The 15,787-nt window shown below is 64.7% G+C and carries 17 protein-coding genes; 5 read left to right on the top strand and 12 right to left on the bottom strand.

All coding sequences use genetic code 11. The annotated features are described in order from the left end of the window. Window positions 1-70: 70 nt before the first annotated feature. The 5 genes from CMV14_RS06500 to CMV14_RS06520 form a co-directional block, all read right to left on the bottom strand. Entirely contained in the window at window positions 71-1,705 is a 1,635-nt protein-coding gene (locus CMV14_RS06500) for a nitrite/sulfite reductase (protein ID WP_066960919.1), read from the bottom strand. A gap of 127 nt (window positions 1,706-1,832) precedes the next feature. Next, a complete protein-coding gene (locus CMV14_RS06505) occupies window positions 1,833-2,129 on the bottom strand; it encodes a DUF2849 domain-containing protein (RefSeq protein WP_066960916.1) in 297 nt (98 codons plus the stop codon). Then, entirely contained in the window at window positions 2,126-2,923 is a 798-nt protein-coding gene (gene cobA / locus CMV14_RS06510; protein ID WP_066960913.1) for a uroporphyrinogen-III C-methyltransferase, read from the bottom strand. Before cobA ends, CMV14_RS06505 begins: the two co-directional genes overlap by 4 nt. A gap of 80 nt (window positions 2,924-3,003) precedes the next feature. Further along, window positions 3,004-3,468, bottom strand: a complete 465-nt coding sequence (locus CMV14_RS06515) for an HGGxSTG domain-containing protein (protein WP_083215734.1) — start codon at window positions 3,466-3,468, stop codon at window positions 3,004-3,006. Window positions 3,469-3,790: 322 nt separating this feature from the next. Further along, a complete protein-coding gene (locus tag CMV14_RS06520; protein WP_066960910.1) occupies window positions 3,791-4,306 on the bottom strand; it encodes a hypothetical protein in 516 nt (171 codons plus the stop codon). A gap of 108 nt (window positions 4,307-4,414) precedes the next feature. Here CMV14_RS06520 and CMV14_RS06525 point away from each other — a divergent pair, with 108 nt between their 5' ends. Together CMV14_RS06525 and CMV14_RS06530 are read left to right on the top strand one after the other, a co-directional pair. Then, the gene (locus tag CMV14_RS06525; RefSeq protein WP_139114687.1) at window positions 4,415-5,443 is read left to right on the top strand and encodes an ImmA/IrrE family metallo-endopeptidase; all 1,029 of its coding nucleotides are present in this window, start codon (window positions 4,415-4,417) and stop codon (window positions 5,441-5,443) included. Window positions 5,444-5,446: 3 nt separating this feature from the next. Continuing rightward, on the top strand, window positions 5,447-5,893 hold the full coding sequence (locus tag CMV14_RS06530; RefSeq protein ID WP_066960904.1) for a hypothetical protein: 447 nt from the start codon (window positions 5,447-5,449) through the stop codon (window positions 5,891-5,893). Between the two features lie 261 nt (window positions 5,894-6,154). Here the strand turns inward: CMV14_RS06530 and CMV14_RS06535 are convergent, their stop codons facing one another. Together CMV14_RS06535 and CMV14_RS06540 are read right to left on the bottom strand one after the other, a co-directional pair. After that, the gene (locus CMV14_RS06535) at window positions 6,155-6,622 is read right to left on the bottom strand and encodes a hypothetical protein (protein ID WP_066960901.1); all 468 of its coding nucleotides are present in this window, start codon (window positions 6,620-6,622) and stop codon (window positions 6,155-6,157) included. Between the two features lie 496 nt (window positions 6,623-7,118). Beyond that, window positions 7,119-8,030, bottom strand: coding sequence for a LysR family transcriptional regulator (locus tag CMV14_RS06540; protein ID WP_066960899.1), 912 nt, complete (start codon window positions 8,028-8,030; stop codon window positions 7,119-7,121). A gap of 97 nt (window positions 8,031-8,127) precedes the next feature. Between CMV14_RS06540 and CMV14_RS06545 the strand changes: the two genes are divergently transcribed. Together CMV14_RS06545 and CMV14_RS06550 are read left to right on the top strand one after the other, a co-directional pair. Further along, on the top strand, window positions 8,128-8,457 hold the full coding sequence (locus CMV14_RS06545) for a Cif family virulence factor (protein ID WP_066960895.1): 330 nt from the start codon (window positions 8,128-8,130) through the stop codon (window positions 8,455-8,457). Beyond that, window positions 8,454-9,242 carry an SDR family oxidoreductase gene (locus CMV14_RS06550; protein ID WP_066960893.1) on the top strand — a complete coding sequence of 263 codons (789 nt, stop codon included), beginning with the start codon at window positions 8,454-8,456 and terminating at the stop codon, window positions 9,240-9,242. The genes CMV14_RS06545 and CMV14_RS06550 overlap by 4 nt, the downstream gene beginning before the upstream one ends. Before the next feature lie 22 nt (window positions 9,243-9,264). Here CMV14_RS06550 and CMV14_RS06555 read toward each other — a convergent pair whose 3' ends face one another. Both CMV14_RS06555 and CMV14_RS06560 read right to left on the bottom strand, forming a co-directional pair. Next, window positions 9,265-9,753, bottom strand: coding sequence for a glutathione peroxidase (locus CMV14_RS06555; RefSeq protein ID WP_066961071.1), 489 nt, complete (start codon window positions 9,751-9,753; stop codon window positions 9,265-9,267). A gap of 38 nt (window positions 9,754-9,791) precedes the next feature. Continuing rightward, the gene (locus CMV14_RS06560; protein WP_066960890.1) at window positions 9,792-10,301 is read right to left on the bottom strand and encodes a MarR family winged helix-turn-helix transcriptional regulator; all 510 of its coding nucleotides are present in this window, start codon (window positions 10,299-10,301) and stop codon (window positions 9,792-9,794) included. A gap of 72 nt (window positions 10,302-10,373) precedes the next feature. On the opposite strand from CMV14_RS06560, the gene CMV14_RS06565 reads away from it, so the two are divergent. Continuing rightward, on the top strand, window positions 10,374-11,255 hold the full coding sequence (locus CMV14_RS06565) for a branched-chain amino acid aminotransferase (protein ID WP_066960887.1): 882 nt from the start codon (window positions 10,374-10,376) through the stop codon (window positions 11,253-11,255). A 148-nt stretch (window positions 11,256-11,403) separates the two neighbouring features. On the opposite strand, the gene rarD is transcribed toward CMV14_RS06565, so the two are convergent. The 3 genes from rarD to CMV14_RS06580 all read right to left on the bottom strand — a co-directional run bounded on the left by rarD (window position 11,404) and on the right by CMV14_RS06580 (window position 15,669). Next, window positions 11,404-12,300, bottom strand: a complete 897-nt coding sequence (gene rarD, locus CMV14_RS06570) for an EamA family transporter RarD (protein WP_066960884.1) — start codon at window positions 12,298-12,300, stop codon at window positions 11,404-11,406. A gap of 41 nt (window positions 12,301-12,341) precedes the next feature. Beyond that, window positions 12,342-13,130 (bottom strand): sulfite exporter TauE/SafE family protein, encoded by a 789-nt coding sequence (locus CMV14_RS06575; RefSeq protein WP_066960882.1) that lies wholly within the window; start codon window positions 13,128-13,130, stop codon window positions 12,342-12,344. A gap of 85 nt (window positions 13,131-13,215) precedes the next feature. Next, window positions 13,216-15,669: a TonB-dependent receptor gene (locus CMV14_RS06580; protein ID WP_066960880.1), complete on the bottom strand. Its 2,454-nt coding sequence runs from the start codon at window positions 15,667-15,669 to the stop codon at window positions 13,216-13,218. Window positions 15,670-15,787: the final 118 nt, after the last annotated feature.

Genomic DNA, 15,787 nt, shown 5'->3' on the forward strand with positions numbered 1-15,787 from the left:
CGCGTTCGAAGAAGAAGCGGGATCCCGGATCAAGTCCGGGATGACGGGGAGGGGGGTGGGGGCGTGGCGATCACCCATAGATCGCCTCCTTGAACGGCGCCTCGCCGACGCGGCGATAGGTGTCGAGGAAGCGTTCGCCCTCGCTGCGCAGGTCCGTGTAGACGGTCAGCGCCTTTTCGACCGCGTCGACCACGCCGTCTTCCGAGAAGCCGGGGCCGATGATCTTGGCGAGGCTGGCGTCCTCGGCGCCCGAGCCGCCGAAGCTGAGCTGGTAATTCTCCTCGCCCTTACGATCGACGCCGAGGATGCCGATATGGCCGGCATGGTGGTGGCCGCAGGCGTTGATGCAGCCCGAGATCTTCAGCTTGACCTCGCCCAGGTCGCGCTGGCGATCGAGATCGGCGAAGCGCTTGGCGATCTTCTGCGCCAGCGGGATCGAGCGGGCATTGGCCAGCGCGCAATAATCGAGGCCCGGGCAGGCGATGATGTCGCCGATCAGATCGAGGTTGGGCGTCGCGAGGCCGGCGGCGTCGAGCTTCTGCCAGATGGTGTAGAGGTCCGCCTTCCTGACATGCGGCAGCACGACATTCTGGGCATGGGTGATGCGCAGCTCGTCGAAGCTGTACGCCTCGGCAATGTCGGCCATCAGGTCGATCTGCGCGGAGGAAGCGTCGCCGGGAATGCCGTCGGTCGGCTTCAGGCTGATGTTGACGATCGCATAGCCCGGCGCCTTGTGGGCGGCGACCTGCCGGTCGACCCAGGCGGCGAAGGCGGGATCGCTGCGGTCGATCTCGTCGGACAGGCCGGTTTCGAAGGCGGGCGGCGCGAAGCCGGCGGCGATCCGATCGAACTCCTCCTGCGGCGCGTCGAGGCCGAGCGTCTGGGTGTGGAGGAATTCCTCCTCGACCTGGCGGCGATATTCGTCGGCGCCCAGTTCATGGACGAGGATCTTGATCCGCGCCTTGTAGAGATTGTCGCGGCGGCCGAAGCGGTTGTAGACGCGCAGGCACGCCTCCAGATAGCTGATCAGCTGCGCCTTGGGCAGGAACTCGCGGATCACCGGGGCGACCATCGGGGTGCGGCCCATGCCGCCGCCGACGAAGACGCGGAAGCCAACCTCGCCCGCGTCGTTGCGGACGATCTGCAGGCCGATGTCGTGGAGCTTGACCGCCGAGCGGTCCTCCTCCGCCGCGATCACCGCGATCTTGAACTTGCGTGGCAGGAAGATGAACTCGGGGTGGAAGGTGCTCCACTGGCGCAGCAGCTCGGCCCAGGGGCGCGGATCCTCGATCTCATGCGCGTCGGCGCCGGCATATTGATCCGACGAGATATTGCGGATGCAATTGCCGCTGGTCTGGATGGCATGCATCTGGACGGTGGCGAGCTGGGCGAGGATATCGGGCGCGTCGGCGAGCTTGATCCAGTTGAACTGGAGGTTCTGCCGGGTGGTGAAATGCCCGTAATTCTTGTCGTAGGTGCGCGCGATATGCGCCAGCATCCGCATCTGCGCACCCGACAGCGTGCCATAGGGGATGGCGACGCGCAGCATATAGGCATGGAGCTGGAGATAGAGGCCGTTCATCAGCCGCAGCGGCTTGAACTGGTCCTCGCTCAGCTCCCCGGCGAGGCGGCGGTTGGTCTGATCGCGGAATTCCTCGACGCGGGCGTCGACGATCGCCTGATCATAATCATCATAGCGGTACATCAGCTAATACCGTTCCGTTTGTCCCGAGCGAAGTCGAGGGACGTGAGCTGGGTGGATCGTGTCTCGACTTCGCTCGACACGAACGGGATGGGGGGAAGAGGACGGGACAGGCCGGGCGAGCGCGTCATCAGATCACCCACTCGCCGATCGTGGGATCGGCGGGCTTGAGGCCGAGATCGGGCCGCACGGTGGGCCCGACCGCGCGGATGCGGTCCTTGATGTGCGCGGGGCGGGGGCCGGCTTCGGTCTGTTCGGCCTGGATCACATAGGGGCCGTTGACGCGGCGGGCGGCCTCCTCGGTCGCGGCGATCGCCTCGCCATGGCCGTCGACATCGACCGCATGCTCGACATGGCGCGACCAGCCATCGCCGGTCCACCAGATCACGTCCCCCGTGACCAGATCATTCCCCGTTAATATCTTCACGCTTCGTCTTTCATCTTCTCGGCCTCGGCGGCGAAGGCCTTCAGCCGGTTCTCCGCGTCGGAAAGGAGGACGACCTCCCCGACGATGATGATCGCGGGGCTCACGACATCCTCGCGCGCCACCATGTCGCCGAGATCGGCGAGCAGGGTGCGCATCGCGCGCGATCCTTCGAGGGTGCCGCGCTCCAGCACTGCCACCGGCATTTCCGGGGCGACGCCGTCGGCCATCAGCTTGTCGGCGATCAGGCCGGCGCAGGTCACGCCCATATAGATGACGAGGGTGCGGCCCCGGCCCGCGAGGCCGGCCCAGTTCTGCTCGGTCAGCCCCTTGCAGGTGCCGGCGACGAAGCTGACCGCGCTGGACCAGTCGCGATGGGTGAGCGGCAGCATAGCTTCCGAGGCGCAGCCGAGCGCGGAGGAGACGCCGGGGATAACCTCCACCGGCAGGCCGGCGGCGCGCACCGCCTCGACCTCCTCGCCGCCGCGCCCGAAGATGAAGGGATCGCCGCCCTTGAGCCGGACGACCACCGAACCCGCCTTCACATGGGCGATGATCAGCGCGTTGATCGCCTCCTGCGGCAGGGTGTGCCGATCGCGCTTCTTGGCGACCGAGATGCGCTGGGCCCCGGCGGGCGCGTAATCGAGCACGCGCGGATCGATCAGCCCGTCATGGACGATGACATCGGCGATCCGCAGCGCCTCGACCGCGCGCACGGTCAGCAGGCCGGGATCGCCGGGACCGGCGCCGACCAGGATGACGCGCCCACGCGCTTCGGGATCAAGCAAGCTTGCCATGGCGGCCAGATGGCCCCTGGCGATGCAATGCGCAAATCAAGGATGTTTGGGGGAGGGCCAAATTTTCTTTGCTCAATGGCTTAGCCCGCTTCTTCACCCCGCCCGCAGGCGGGAGGGGCCGGGGTAGGCCGCGCGCGGGGCGGGCACCCGCCGCCGCCTTTCCACGCAGCCATCGCGCGCCGCGCGGCGGCGAGCTTCCAGTTGCGAGTGGTTCGCATATTTCCGGGGTGCATGGGGTTGGATGTTCGAATTTTTATTTTTTCCCTGGCGAAGGGGTCTTTCGGCGGGGTGGGGGCGGGCGTGTCCGGCGTCATGCGCAGGGGCGCGTTCGGCGAGGTCGCCCGGAGATAGTGGACGACCTGCCTGATCCAGGCGGAGCGGGTGCCGTGCTTCCAGCCATGAAGATTGCCGCGCCGCGCGCCGCTGCCCTTGCCGCCATGCATGCGGCAGCGCCGGTGCCCGTGGACGGCGGGGGCGCGGCAGGGACGCCCGGCGCGGGTGCGGGCGCCGCAGCGTGGGGCTATGGCGAGGATTTCCGGCTCCATATTCTAACTCGTTTTCGTGGACCGGGTTGCGTGGCATAAAATGACGCAAAATGCAAGAACAAATGAAGAACAAAACTTTTTGGATGGCCTGATAAAGGGCAGCACTTGGGCCGGCTCCTGCCGGTCCGCTTTTGGGTGGCATGGCGCGAGAAGCAGATATTCACTCAGCGATCAGCTGGCGTCGGTAAGACTCACAACCAGACATCCACCCACCCGCTTCGCGCGCCAAACTTCGGCCATCGATTCAGCTCAGCACGGTTATTCAGGCGTGGCATGACCTGAGCGAATGCAAAAAGGGGCCGGCCAATCTAATATCATCTCGTTACGGCAAGCCTAAGATCGCCCGCTGGATGCGCTTCTCCGCTTCCGTTAATCGCTGCGCTACCTCTCTGCATCGCCACCAGATGATCGCTGAGCAACCTGCAAAGATTGCGACCGGCAGAACGAGGTAAAAGCCGAAGATGAACCATGTGCCATCTTGAAGGGCCTGCGCCTCCTGCCAAACCGTGCAGTAAGCGAAGTAGCCCAAGCTTATAGCGAACAAGCTGAACACGATCCAGAGTAGCACACGATTGAACTTGTGAAAGCCGATCTCTAGTCCGCTGACCTGCCCCGCCAAGGTGCGGACGTTCCTAGCCTCGGTCTTCATCAGGTTTGCCGTCACCGCGCCCTTGAGCGTCGTTACCCGCCGGGAGAGGCCAGCCACGCCGGTCGCTGATACGGCTTGAATAACCGCTAGTGCGAGATACAGTCCGATTCCTACTGTCTGCACGTTAGCCAGCTGCGCGAAGGTCAGCCCGGTTGTCGTCGCTTGCCAAGGCCATAGGTCGATACACACGTGAAGATCCCTGCTGGTGCCCTCTCTAATGTCCTTAGGGCACGCGGCCTCAATCTGGCTACCCTCGCGTCACGCAGTGGGGTGTCTCAGTCCAAGCTACAGCAGGTCGTGGACGACGGCGGCGAGTTAGACGACGAGGAAATTACATCCATTGCGGATGAATTGGCCGTGCCGATGCACGCGTTTTTCACCGAGCGCGAACTGCCGCTGTTCCCCTCCGTTGACTTCCGAGCCGCCAGCCCCAAACTCGCCGAGTTCGAGAAGGGTACGCTCCAAGCCATTGGCTATGTTGAGAAGCTGTCCAGCACCCTGTCTGCGCTTGACCTTGACGTTGGGCTTGATGAAACTGTCGAGCAGATAAAGCCTAAAGTCTACTCGGATGAAGAAGCGATCAACCTCGCTGCGAAGTGGCGTGCTCGTTGGGGCATTACAGATGACCAGCAATTAGAGTGGCAGGACGCCAACAAGCTGTACGTCAGCCTGCGCTCGTTCATCGAGAGTCTTGGCGTCCTTGTTCTCCACCGTCCCTTCAAAACCGACGAAGCGGCTGGCCTGTACGTCCACATTGATGATGGCCCTCACACAATCGTCATCAACACGACAAACAGCAGCAAGGCTCGCAAGCTATTCACGCTTGCTCACGAGTTTGGGCACGTCCTCCTCCGCAAGGAAGGCGCATCCAACCCCTCTATCATCCGAAATCGGGTTGAGCGTTTCTGTAACCGCTTTGCTGCCTGCTTACTCGCGCCCAAACGCCTAATCAAAGCGGCACTTACCCGCTTTCGATACACGCCTATCCCTGATGATGATTTCATCCGATTGTTTGCGAAGAAGTTGGGGATCAGTCAGGAGGCGACCTACGTCCGCTTGGTTCAAACTGACTTCTTGGCTCGCGACGACTACAAGGCGTGGAAAGCCAAGTTCGGCAACCGTAACTTCGTACCTTCTGGCGATCAGGGCGAGAAGAGTAGCGGAGGAACACCTGACCCTTTGCGTGACAAGCGCACGCAGTATGGCACGCGGCTTTTGGGTTTGCTCAAGCGCGCACGGGTTACAGAACAGCTGGATGAGATCGACATTTATCGCCTGAGCGGGCTTAAGCCTATCTATCAAGATCAGCTTTTTGGGGCTGCCTAGCGAATGGCGGCGGCTTCCTCTAGCGCGGTTACGCCTAAGTGGGTCATCGACCTACACGGGATAAAGGAAGCGCTCACGACAACGTCAAACTCGGCGAAGAACCGGGTAATCAGCGCGATCCAAAGTGGTGAAATGCTCATAATGCGATCGGTGTCGAACGAGCTGAAGGACCTTTATCCTCATCTGTGGGCCGCGTTCACCGCGATCCAGCCGAGGAAGTACGTCCCAACCACTGTCGCCAATAATCAGTCAGCCACGCTCCTACAGGAGCAGCACGGTTCCGGTATACTCGGCGGGCTTCCGCTTTTCGAGCACTTCGAAGCGGTGGCAGTAGCACGCGGCAAGAAGTGCAGGCTAGTTTCCGCTGGTAAGGCGCTGAAAAACTGCAAGCAGATCGCGAAGGGCTGCGGCATCCCCGACGATGACGTAACGGACATAACTGGCGTCTAGTCGTCCCTACTGGTGCGTGCCAACCAGGCGTTTAGTCCCGACGCTTGATGGATCGGATCGATGAACCGATTAGACCCAGCAGATGACTGAAAGTCCACTCTCAGGATCGGCAACGTCAACTCCGAACGACCGCAACTAGGGCGCTAAGCAGCCGCTGTTTCATCACGTCTCGATCTTGCCTGCAACGCTTCCAGCTTCATGGTCCGAGCATAGCGGGACCACGCAAGCTGCTTCATTCACTCAGTTGTGGTGTCTATCCAATCAGAAAGCCCGCTCGACCTTCGCGGGATCGAACTTCCTGCACTCGCCCGAGAAGTCGCCGGCCTTGCCGTTGATCGAGATGTGGCCTGTCCTGCGATCGAGATGGACCTTGGGCGAATTGATGAAGTTCACCTGGGCCGTGCCGGTGATCGACATGTCGCTGAACTTCACATCGGCCAGTTCGAACCAGCCGTCCTTGCCGCCGCGCAGGCGGGGGAGCATGGCGCGGGGCAGCCTGATCCTGCTGGCGCCGCCTTCGTTGATTTCGACATCCACCTGATCGTCGAACCCGACCGATCGATCGCTGAGCGCGTTCGCCCATGCAGAATTGCCGTTGCTGTCGAAGCCATAGGCGCTCGTGGACGACTGCCGGTTCGCTGCGCCCGCGCCGAGGCAGACGAGATGCAATGTATCGGCGCTCGCGGCGGTCGAAACCGAGATCAGCATTGCGGCCAGGTACATCTTCATGATCGCTCCCCCGATCTGGCTGGGCCATTATGGATGAAACCGGGATGGCCGCAATCGGGGATTCATCCGGACTGGTTTGTTGCACATGCTTCGGTACGGGCAAATCCGAAGGCGGCGAGTTCCCTTCGCTGCGTCATCCACTCCCGATACCCTTCCTTGAAAGAAGCGGGATCCCGGATCAGGTCCGGGATGACGAGGTGGGTTCGGATGACGAGGTGGGTTCGGTGGCGAGGTGGGTTCGGCGTGACGGGGGTGGCCCGGGGTGACGGGGTGGGGAGAGGGCGGGGCGCTCGATCCCTACGCTGCTTCCAGCGGTTCCTCGGGCTCTCCGCGTATCGCCTCCGGCTTGGTCGTCGAGGCTAGCGGGAGAAGATGCGGGCGGTGCGGTCGATCGGGTGGTCGCTGGGCGGAGTTCACTGGCGGGCGCCAATCCTCGCGTCGCCGAAAGGCCCGGCGGCGCAACTTCGGCGTGCTGCGCGGAGGCGCAACAGCAGGCTCAAGGCGGTGCGAGCCGTCCGGCGGCGAAGTCGCGCGCGAGCGCGATGAAGGTGCGGAAGGCGGCGGAGGAATTGCGCCGGTTGGAATAATAGAGGCACAGCGGCGCGAGCGGCGGCGTCCAGTCTTCGAGAATGCGGACGAGCCGGCCCGCCGCGATGTCCTCTCGGACATCGGTTTCCATGAAATAGCCGATACCGACGCCGTTGGTCACCGCGATCCGCGCCAGGGACGCCTCGTCAAGGGTGATCGGCCCCTCCACATCGAGCTGCAGTTCCTCGCCGCCCTTCTCGAACCGCCATCGGAACAATGCGCCATTGGGAAGCCTCACGCGGACGCAGGGATGGGCGAGCAGCTCCTGGGGCACCTGCGGGATGGCCCGGCTTTCGAAAAAACCGGGGGATGCGGCGACCGCCATGCGCCGCGTCTGGCCCAGCGGCAGGGCGATCGCGTCGCTGGGCACCAGATCCGCGCTGCGCACCCCGAGATCGAAGCCCGCCGCGACGACGTCCACCAGCCGCCCCTCGGTGACGAGATCGATATGAACCTGCGGATAGCGCTGCAGATAGGCCAGGACGAGCGGCGCCATGATCTCGCGCGCTGCCGTCGTGAAGGCATTGATGCGCAAGGTGCCGGACGGCATCTCCTGCTGGGAGCGCGCGGTGTTCATCGCTTTCTGGATGTCCTCCAGCGCCGGCCTGATCTGTGCCACGAAGATCCGCCCCGCATAGGTGAGCGAGACGCTGCGCGTGGTGCGGTTGAACAGGCGCACGGCAAGCTCCCGCTCCAGCTTGCCCACCGCGTTGCTGATGGCCGTGGTCGACATGCCGAGATCGAGCGCCGCCGCCCGGAACGAGCCGCATCGAACGATGGCGAGAACCGCCTCCAGCTCAAGCAGTGAATGGCGCATCATTATCCCGGATTTCGTAACACCCTATGCCGTTTTGTCTCGATTATCAGGCGAAAGGTCCATCGCTAAATCATCCTCGTCACCCCCGAGGAGATGAAAAATGTCAATCGACCTACCCAAGCCGATCGCCGACTTTGTCGAGGCGAACGCCCGCCTCGACATCGACGGCATGTTGAAGCCCTTTCTGGGCGACGCCGTCTTCATCGACAATGGCAAGCGTTTCGAGGGGCAGGCGGCGATCCGCCATCTGTTCGAGGAGGAAGTGATCCCGGTAAGGGCGATCTTCACGCCCGATGCCGCGCGAGAAGACGATGGCGATCTCGTGGTCGAAGGTCCCGCCCATGGCGCCTTTCCGGGCAGTCCGCTCCGTTTCACCTATCGCTTCACGCTGGAGCACGGCGCGATCAGGACGCTGGAGGTAACGATATGAGCATCAAGGCAGATCCGATCGAGTTCGCCGGCAAGCGCGTGCTGGTCAGCGGCGGCACCAAGGGGCTGGGCCGCGCCACGGTCGAGCGCTTCCTCGCCGGTGGAGCGCGTGTCGTAACGGCGGCCCGCGCGATCAGGGATGCGATCGAGGGCGTCGAATATGTCGAGGCGGACCTGACGACCGCGGAGGGCGGCGAAGCGCTGGCCAGGGCGGCGCTCGAGCGGCTGGGCCGCATCGACATCCTTGCCCATGTCATCGGTGGCTCGGCGTCGCCGGCGGGTGGCTTCGCCGCGCTGACGGACGACCACTGGCTCGCCGAGCTGAACCTCAACCTGCTGGCCACCGTCCGGCTCGATCGCCTGTTGATACCGCAGATGCTCGAGCGGGGCGAAGGCATCGTGGTGCACGTCACCTCCATCCAGTCCGTCCTGCCGCTGCCCGAATCCACGACCGGCTATGCCGCCGCGAAGGCCGCGCTGAGAACCTACAGCAAGTCGATTTCGAAAGAACTCGGCCCCAAGGGGATACGGGTCAATTCGGTCTCGCCCGGCTGGATCATGACGGGGGCCGCCGGAGACTTTCTCGAAATGCTCCGGGCAGCCAATGGCGGCACGATCGAGGACGCGCGCCAGTCCGTGCTCGATGCCCTGGGCGGGATATCGATCGGGCGCGGAGCCGAGCCTGAAGAGGTGGCCGACCTTATCGCCTATCTCGCCTCCGACCGGGCCGGCGCGATCCACGGCGCCGAGTTCGTCATCGACGGCGGGACCATCCGAACCGTCTGAGGGCGTCGGGCCGCGCTCGTCCCTATGCCGCTTCCAGCAGTTCCTCGATCTCGCCGCGTATCGCCTCCGGCTTCGTCGTCGGGGCGTAGCGGGAGAAGATGCGGCCGGTGCGGTCGATCAGGAATTTGGTGAAGTTCCACTTGATGCCCTCGGTGCCGAGGATGCCCTTGGCGTTGCTCTTCAGCCAGCCGTAGAGCGGGTGGGCGTTGGGACCGTTGACGTCGATCTTCGCGAACATCGGGAACCGGACGTCGTAGGTGAGGCGGCAGAACCGGTCGATCTCGGCCTCGTCGCCGGGTTCCTGCTGGCCGAACTGGTTGCAGGGGAAGCCGAGGATGACGAGGCCCTTGTCGCCCAGCTGCTCGTGCAGCATCTCCAGCCCTTCATATTGCGGGGTGAAGCCGCATTTGCTGGCGGTGTTGACGATCAGCAGCACCTTGCCGCGATAGCTGTCGAGCGGGACTTCGGTGCCGTCGATCGCGCGTGCGGTGAAGTCATAGGCGGTGGTGATGCTCATGCGGTGTCGGCCCCTTGACGTGTCGGAGAGGTTCAGCCCGGCTTCCGTGCATGGGGCATGCGGGGTTTCTCGTCGGGGGGGACGAGGCCCTCCAGCACCGCCCAGAAGCCGGTGACGGCGTTCTGGCCGGCCTGGGCATAGGCGGCCGACATCGCCTCGCGCAGCGCCTCGAAGATCGAGGCTTCCAGTTCGGCGCCGGATTCGGTGACGCGGAGCAGGCGCTGGCGGCGGTCCTCGCGGCCCATGCGGGTTTCGATCAGGCCGCGTTCGGTCAGCTCGTTGAGCACGCGGCCCAGCGACTGCTTGGTGATGGCCAGGATGCGCAGCAGCTCGCTCACCGTGATATCCGGGTTGCGGGCGATGAAGTAGAGCGAGCGATGATGGGCGCGGCCGAGGCCCTGTTTCGCCAGCCCCTCGTCGATGCCGCGCAGCATGTGGCTATAGCCGAAATAGAGCAGTTCGACGCCGCGCCGTATCTCCGGCTCACGCAGGAACAGCGGGGACGCGGCGCGGAAGGTATCGGGAGAATTTTGGACAGCCATGTTGACGTAATTTGCCTGCAGCCTTAATCGGACGCAACGAAAGAATCATGCGCTGATGCAGGATAGAGTGAAATGGCTGAGGAACCTACCTACGACGATCGCGACGGCTTCATCTGGCTCGACGGCAAGCTCGTGCCGTGGCGCGAGGCGAACGTCCATGTCCTCACCCATGCGCTGCACTATGCTTCTTCGGTGTTCGAGGGCGTGCGCGCCTATGACGGCCATATCTTCGAGGCCGACTGGCACAGCCGCCGCCTGCGCGAGAGCGCGGCGATGCTGGGCTTCGACCTGCCCTGGTCGATCGAGCAGATCACGGCCGCCTGCTACGAGACGCTGAAGGCGAACGACCTGAAGGACGCCTATGTGCGCCCGGTGGCGTGGCGCGGTTCGGAGCAGATGGGCGTTTCCGCGCAGAAGACCAAGCCGCACATGGCGATCGCCTGCTGGTATTGGGGCACCTATCTCGACCCCGGCGCGGGCGGGCTGAAGCTGGACATCGCGCCGTGGCGCCGCCCCGCGCCGTTCACCGCGCCGGTGCAGGCCAAGGCGGCCGGCCTCTACATGATCGCGACCATGTCCAAGCATCATGCCGAGGCCCGTGGCTTCCAGGACGCGCTGATGTTCGATTATCGCGGCCAGGTGGCCGAGGCGACCGGCGCCAACGCCTTCTTCATCAAGGACGGGGTGATCCATACCCCGACCCCCGACTGCTTCCTGAACGGCATCACCCGCCAGACCGTGATCAAGCTGGCGCGCAGGCGCGGCATCGAGGTGATCGAGCGGGCGATCTGGCCCGAGGAGCTGGAGGGCTTCGAGCAGTTCTTCCTGACCGGCTCCGCCGCCGAGATCGTGCCGGTGGGTTCGGCCGGGCCCTGGAGCTTCCAGGTGGGCGAGATGACCCGCCAGATCCAGAAGGACTATTCGGATCTGGTGCGCGGCAAGCTGACCCTCTGATCCATTCCGTCCATACCGGTCTGCAAATGGCGGGGTTTCCCGCGCTTCCGGTGCTCACGTACAGTAAGTACGCTGCGCTCCGGGTCACGGAAAACCACCATTTTCGACTCGGTCTGAACGGAATGGCCGATCGCTGAAGGCCCGATCGCTACTCCGGCATCGTCGGCGTTACCCGGCCGCGATGCCAGGTGGCGGCGACATAGAGCGCCAGGCCGCTCCAGATCAGGCCGAAGGTGATGAGGTGGATCGGCAGCAGCCGTTCCCCAAACAGGAAGACCGCCAGCAGCATCTGGATGGTGGGGCCGATATATTGGAGCAGGCCCAGCTCCGAATAGCGGATGCGGTTCGCGGCGCCCGCGAACAGCAGCAGCGGGGCGATGGTGACCGCGCCGGCCAGCATCAGCAGCCACAGCGGCGGCCCCGCCACCCCCGGCGGCAGGATCGGCTGCGTCGCCAGCCAGAGCAGCGCGACGGGCGCCATCAGCCCGGTCTCGATCAGCAGTCCCTCCACCGGGCCCATGCCGATCAGCTTGCGGATCAGCCCATAGAGGCCGAAGCTGAACGCCAGGCCGAGCGGGATATAGGGGATGGCGCCCTGATGGACGGCGAGCGCGGTGACGCCGGCGGCGGCGAGCAGCACCGCGACGATTTCCGGCCGGCCGAGCCGTTCGCGCAGGACGACCACGCCGAGCAGCACGTTGACCAGCGGGTTGATATAGTAGCCGAGGCTGGCCTCCATCACCTGGCCGCTGTTGACCGCATGGACGTAGAGCAGCCAGTTGCCGCCGACCACGAGCGTCGAGGCGCAGAGCGCGAGTGCGAGGCGCGGACGGGCGAGCGCGGCGCGGACGGCGGGCCAGCGCTTCAGCACGAAGGCCAGCGCGATCAGCACGAGCAGCGACCAGACGATCCGGTGCGCCAATATGCCCGCCGCCGTGAGCGGGCGCTGCAGCCGGATCAGCAGCGGCAGCAGCCCCCACAAGGTATAGGCGCCGAGCCCCATTGCGATACCGAGGCGGGTGGCTTGGCGGGAGGTGGCGGACATGGCCGTGGCTTACGACCCGGCCATGGTTTCGGCAATCACCGTCAGGACAGCGCCTTCCACAGGCTGAACAGGCTGGTGGCCACCAGGACGATGCCGACCATCGTCAGCAGCCGCTTCGCCGGGATGCGGCGCACCAGCAGCGCGCCGAGCGGGGCGGCGAGTAGGCCGCCGATGATCAGCCCCACCGCCGCAATCGTGAACGCCTCGATCCCCAGGGTGAAGACGAAGGTGAGCGAGATGGTGAAGGTGAGGAAGAATTCGGCGGTGTTGACCGTGCCGATCGTCTTGCGCGGCTCGGTGCCCTGGACGAGCAGGTTGGACGTGACCACCGGCCCCCAGCCGCCGCCGCCCGCCGCATCGAGGAAGCCGCCGACCAGGCCGAGCGGCGCGATCACGCGGGCGGGCTTGTGTTCGGCGCCATGATCCATCCGCCAGGCGCGCCACAGCAGGTAGAAGCCGATGCCGATCAGATAGGCCATCACGAACGGCCGCGCGACCGAGCCGTCGATGTTCGACAGCAGATAGGCGCCGAGGATGCCGCCCACCATTCCGGGCAGGACGAGCCGGGCGAACAGCTTCCAGTCGACATTGCGGTGGAAGATGTGGCTGATCCCCGAGGCCGCGGTGGTGAAGGTCTCCACCAGATGGACGCTGGCCGAGGCGCGCGCCGGGGCGACGCCGATGATGCTGACCAGCATCGTGTTGGTGATGACGCCGAACGCCATGCCCAGCGCACCATCGACCAGCTGGGCCACGAAGCCCACCCCGATGAAGGGCGCCAGCGCCTGGAGATGTTCGAAGGTCAGTTCCGGGAGCGAGAAGGTAAACATTTGACAGGTCCCATGAAAATCCCGGCCGGCACCCTTTGGCGCCGGCCGGGAAGGATGGCAAGCGGGTTGCCGGGCCGCGAAACCGTCAGAACTTCGCCTTGACGGTGGCGCCCCAGGTCCGCTGATCGCCGGGGTTGCCGGCGATCAGGCCGACATTGCCGGGGGCGACCTGCAGCAGATCGATATATTTCTTGTCGAAGGCGTTGCGGACCCAGCCGAACACGTCGAACCGCTCGGTGCGGAAGCCGGCGCGGAAGTTGGTCAGCACATAGCCCCGGATCTCGGTATAGGCCGACGGCGAGGCGTTCGAGTTCCAGTGCGAGCGGTAGTTGCCGTCGCCGCCGAAATAGGCCTGGCCTTCATTGTCCAGCAGCGTGACCGGCAGGTTGGCCTCGGCCCCGAAGGAGGCTGACCAGCGCGAGACACCCGGCAGGCGCTGACCCGAGATGTCGCACTGGCGCGGGCTGAGCGCGCCGGGGACGCCCGGCTGCGAATAATCCGGTGTGGCGCTGGCGGCCTGGAGCGTGCCACCCGAAAGCTCGGGCGGGCAGGGCGCGTTGGTGAACTTCTTGTACTTGGCGTCGGTATAGGCGCCGCTGACATAGGCGAGGAAGCGATCGCTGGGGTTGATCCGGAAATCGGTCTCGATGCCCTGCGAGCGGACCTTGTCGGCATTGGCGAGATAGCCGCGCACCGTGCCGAACTGCCCACCGTTCACGGTCGCCTGGAAGTTCTTGATGCTGGTGCGGAAGGCGCTGATGTTGAAGGTCGCCCGGCGATCCCAGAACTGGGTCTTGAGGCCCAGCTCGAAATGGTGGACCGATTCCGGCTTCACCGTGCTCGCCGACAGATCGGGCACGTTCGCGGCGGTCAGCGGCAGGCCGTTCTGGTTGATGCCGAGGGTCTTGAAGCTCTTGGCATAGGTGGCATAGCCGAGGATGCCCCGCGCGAACTTGTAGTTCACGTTCACGTCGTAGCTGAAGTTCCACTTGCTGGCCGACGGGCGGGTAAGCTGCGGCTGATAGACGCCGCACTGCGCCGCCAGATCGGTGCCGGCGGCCGGCGCCGGGGTGCAGTTGATCACCGCGCCCGCGCCGTTGGTGACGACGCGCTGGTAGAAGCCGCTCTTCTTGTCGTAGTTCAGGCGCACGCCGGGCTGGATGGTCAGCTGGTCGGTCACCTTCCAGGCGGCCTGGCCGAACAGCGCCGCGCTGGTGCTCTTCAGATATTGGGTGTTGGTGGCGGTCAGCCCGTTGAGGATCGCGGGGTTGCCCGCCTGGGTTCCGCTCAGGCTCCAGCGGCTGGCGTCGATGCCCTGCTGCTCGGTGCCCTGGGTGTCGATGCGCTGCTTGAAGCCGAACAGGCCGACGACGAAATCGATCCGGTCGCCTTCGTAATTATAGCGGAACTCCTGGCTGTACTGATCCTGCTGCGAGGGGTTCTGCGACTTGGAGACGATCGAGAGGCCGGTGAAGTCGCGGTCGTTCTCTGGCTTCCAGTCCCAGAAGCGCCAGGCGGTGATCGAGGTGAACTTGCCCAGACCGACGTCCCAGTTCACCTTCAGCGAGGTGCCGCCGATCTTGTTGCCGGCGTTGAGGTTCGCGTCGGTGTCCGAAAGGCGGTCATAGGGGTTGCGGCTGGGCACCGCATAGTTGCGGCCATTGGCGTTGGCGGCGGCGACAAGCGCGTCATACTGGCGGTTCAGCGGGCGCTGGGTGCGGCCGACGCGGACGAAGACGGTGGTGTAGCCTTCGGGATCCTGCTTGCTGTAGTCACCCGACAGGGTGATGCTGAGATCGTCACTGGGCTTGAACAGCAGGGTGCCGCGCACGCCCAGATTGTCCTGCTCGTTCACATATTGCTGGCTGTTGACATTGTAGAGGGTGCCGCGGCGCGAGGTGACGCCGGCGGCGATGCGCGCGGCGACCTTGTCCGAAAGCGGGCCCGACACCGCGACCTTGGCCTGCTTGAAATTGAGGTTGCCGGCGGTCACTTCCGCCCGGCCCTCGAAATCGAAGGTCGGCTGGTTGGTGGTGATGTTGATGGCGCCGGCGGTGGTGTTCTTGCCGTAGAGCGTGCCCTGCGGGCCGCGCAGCACCTCGACCTGGTTGACGTCGAGAAAGTCGAACACGGCGGCGGCGACGCGCGAATTATAGACATCATCCACATAGATGCCGACGCCCTGCTCAAAGCCGTCGCTGGTCAGGCCGAACGGAACGCCCAGGCCACGGATGTTGACCGAGGTGTTGCGCGGGTTCGACGAATAGACCTGCAGCGTCGGGGCGAGCTGCTGGAGCTTCAGGATGTTGAAGTTGCCGGTGCTCTCGATCTGGTTGGCGCCGACCACCGAGATGGCGAGCGGCACTTCCTGCGCGGTTTCCTGACGGCGGCGCGCGGTGACGATGATCTCGCCGGTGGCGCGCACCGAATCCGCTTCGAAGCCCTGGGCGGCGGTGTCTGCCGCCGGCTGCGCGTCCTGCGCGAAAGCCGGTGTAGCAAGGGCGGCGATCGCCGCGCCGGCCAGAAGGAAATGTCGCATATTAGCCCCTTTCTTGTGCTGTTCCGATCCCTCCAATGGGGAGAGCGGGGTGGGCTCCCGCTCTCCCCTCCCCAGGGAAGCTGTGGCGTGACATTTATCTCTACTGCTTTGGAAGAGA

The organism is Rhizorhabdus dicambivorans, assembly GCF_002355275.1.
Lineage (GTDB): Bacteria > Pseudomonadota > Alphaproteobacteria > Sphingomonadales > Sphingomonadaceae > Rhizorhabdus > Rhizorhabdus dicambivorans.

Bases quoted from the DNA above. Each gene is read 5' to 3' on its own strand.
- CMV14_RS06565 (WP_066960887.1), top strand. From the start codon at position 10,374: ATGGCTGAGGAACCTACCTACGACGATCGCGACGGCTTCATCTGGCTC.
- CMV14_RS06575 (WP_066960882.1), bottom strand. From the start codon at position 13,130: ATGTTTACCTTCTCGCTCCCGGAACTGACCTTCGAACATCTCCAGGCG.
- CMV14_RS06500 (WP_066960919.1), bottom strand. From the start codon at position 1,705: ATGTACCGCTATGATGATTATGATCAGGCGATCGTCGACGCCCGCGTC.
- CMV14_RS06550 (WP_066960893.1), top strand. From the start codon at position 8,454: ATGAGCATCAAGGCAGATCCGATCGAGTTCGCCGGCAAGCGCGTGCTG.
- cobA (WP_066960913.1), bottom strand. From the start codon at position 2,923: ATGGCAAGCTTGCTTGATCCCGAAGCGCGTGGGCGCGTCATCCTGGTC.
- CMV14_RS06515 (WP_083215734.1), bottom strand. From the start codon at position 3,468: ATGGAGCCGGAAATCCTCGCCATAGCCCCACGCTGCGGCGCCCGCACC.
- CMV14_RS06535 (WP_066960901.1), bottom strand. From the start codon at position 6,622: ATGAAGATGTACCTGGCCGCAATGCTGATCTCGGTTTCGACCGCCGCG.
- CMV14_RS06540 (WP_066960899.1), bottom strand. From the start codon at position 8,030: ATGATGCGCCATTCACTGCTTGAGCTGGAGGCGGTTCTCGCCATCGTT.
- CMV14_RS06580 (WP_066960880.1), bottom strand. From the start codon at position 15,669: ATGCGACATTTCCTTCTGGCCGGCGCGGCGATCGCCGCCCTTGCTACA.
- CMV14_RS06545 (WP_066960895.1), top strand. From the start codon at position 8,128: ATGTCAATCGACCTACCCAAGCCGATCGCCGACTTTGTCGAGGCGAAC.
- rarD (WP_066960884.1), bottom strand. From the start codon at position 12,300: ATGTCCGCCACCTCCCGCCAAGCCACCCGCCTCGGTATCGCAATGGGG.
- CMV14_RS06560 (WP_066960890.1), bottom strand. From the start codon at position 10,301: ATGGCTGTCCAAAATTCTCCCGATACCTTCCGCGCCGCGTCCCCGCTG.
- CMV14_RS06530 (WP_066960904.1), top strand. From the start codon at position 5,447: ATGGCGGCGGCTTCCTCTAGCGCGGTTACGCCTAAGTGGGTCATCGAC.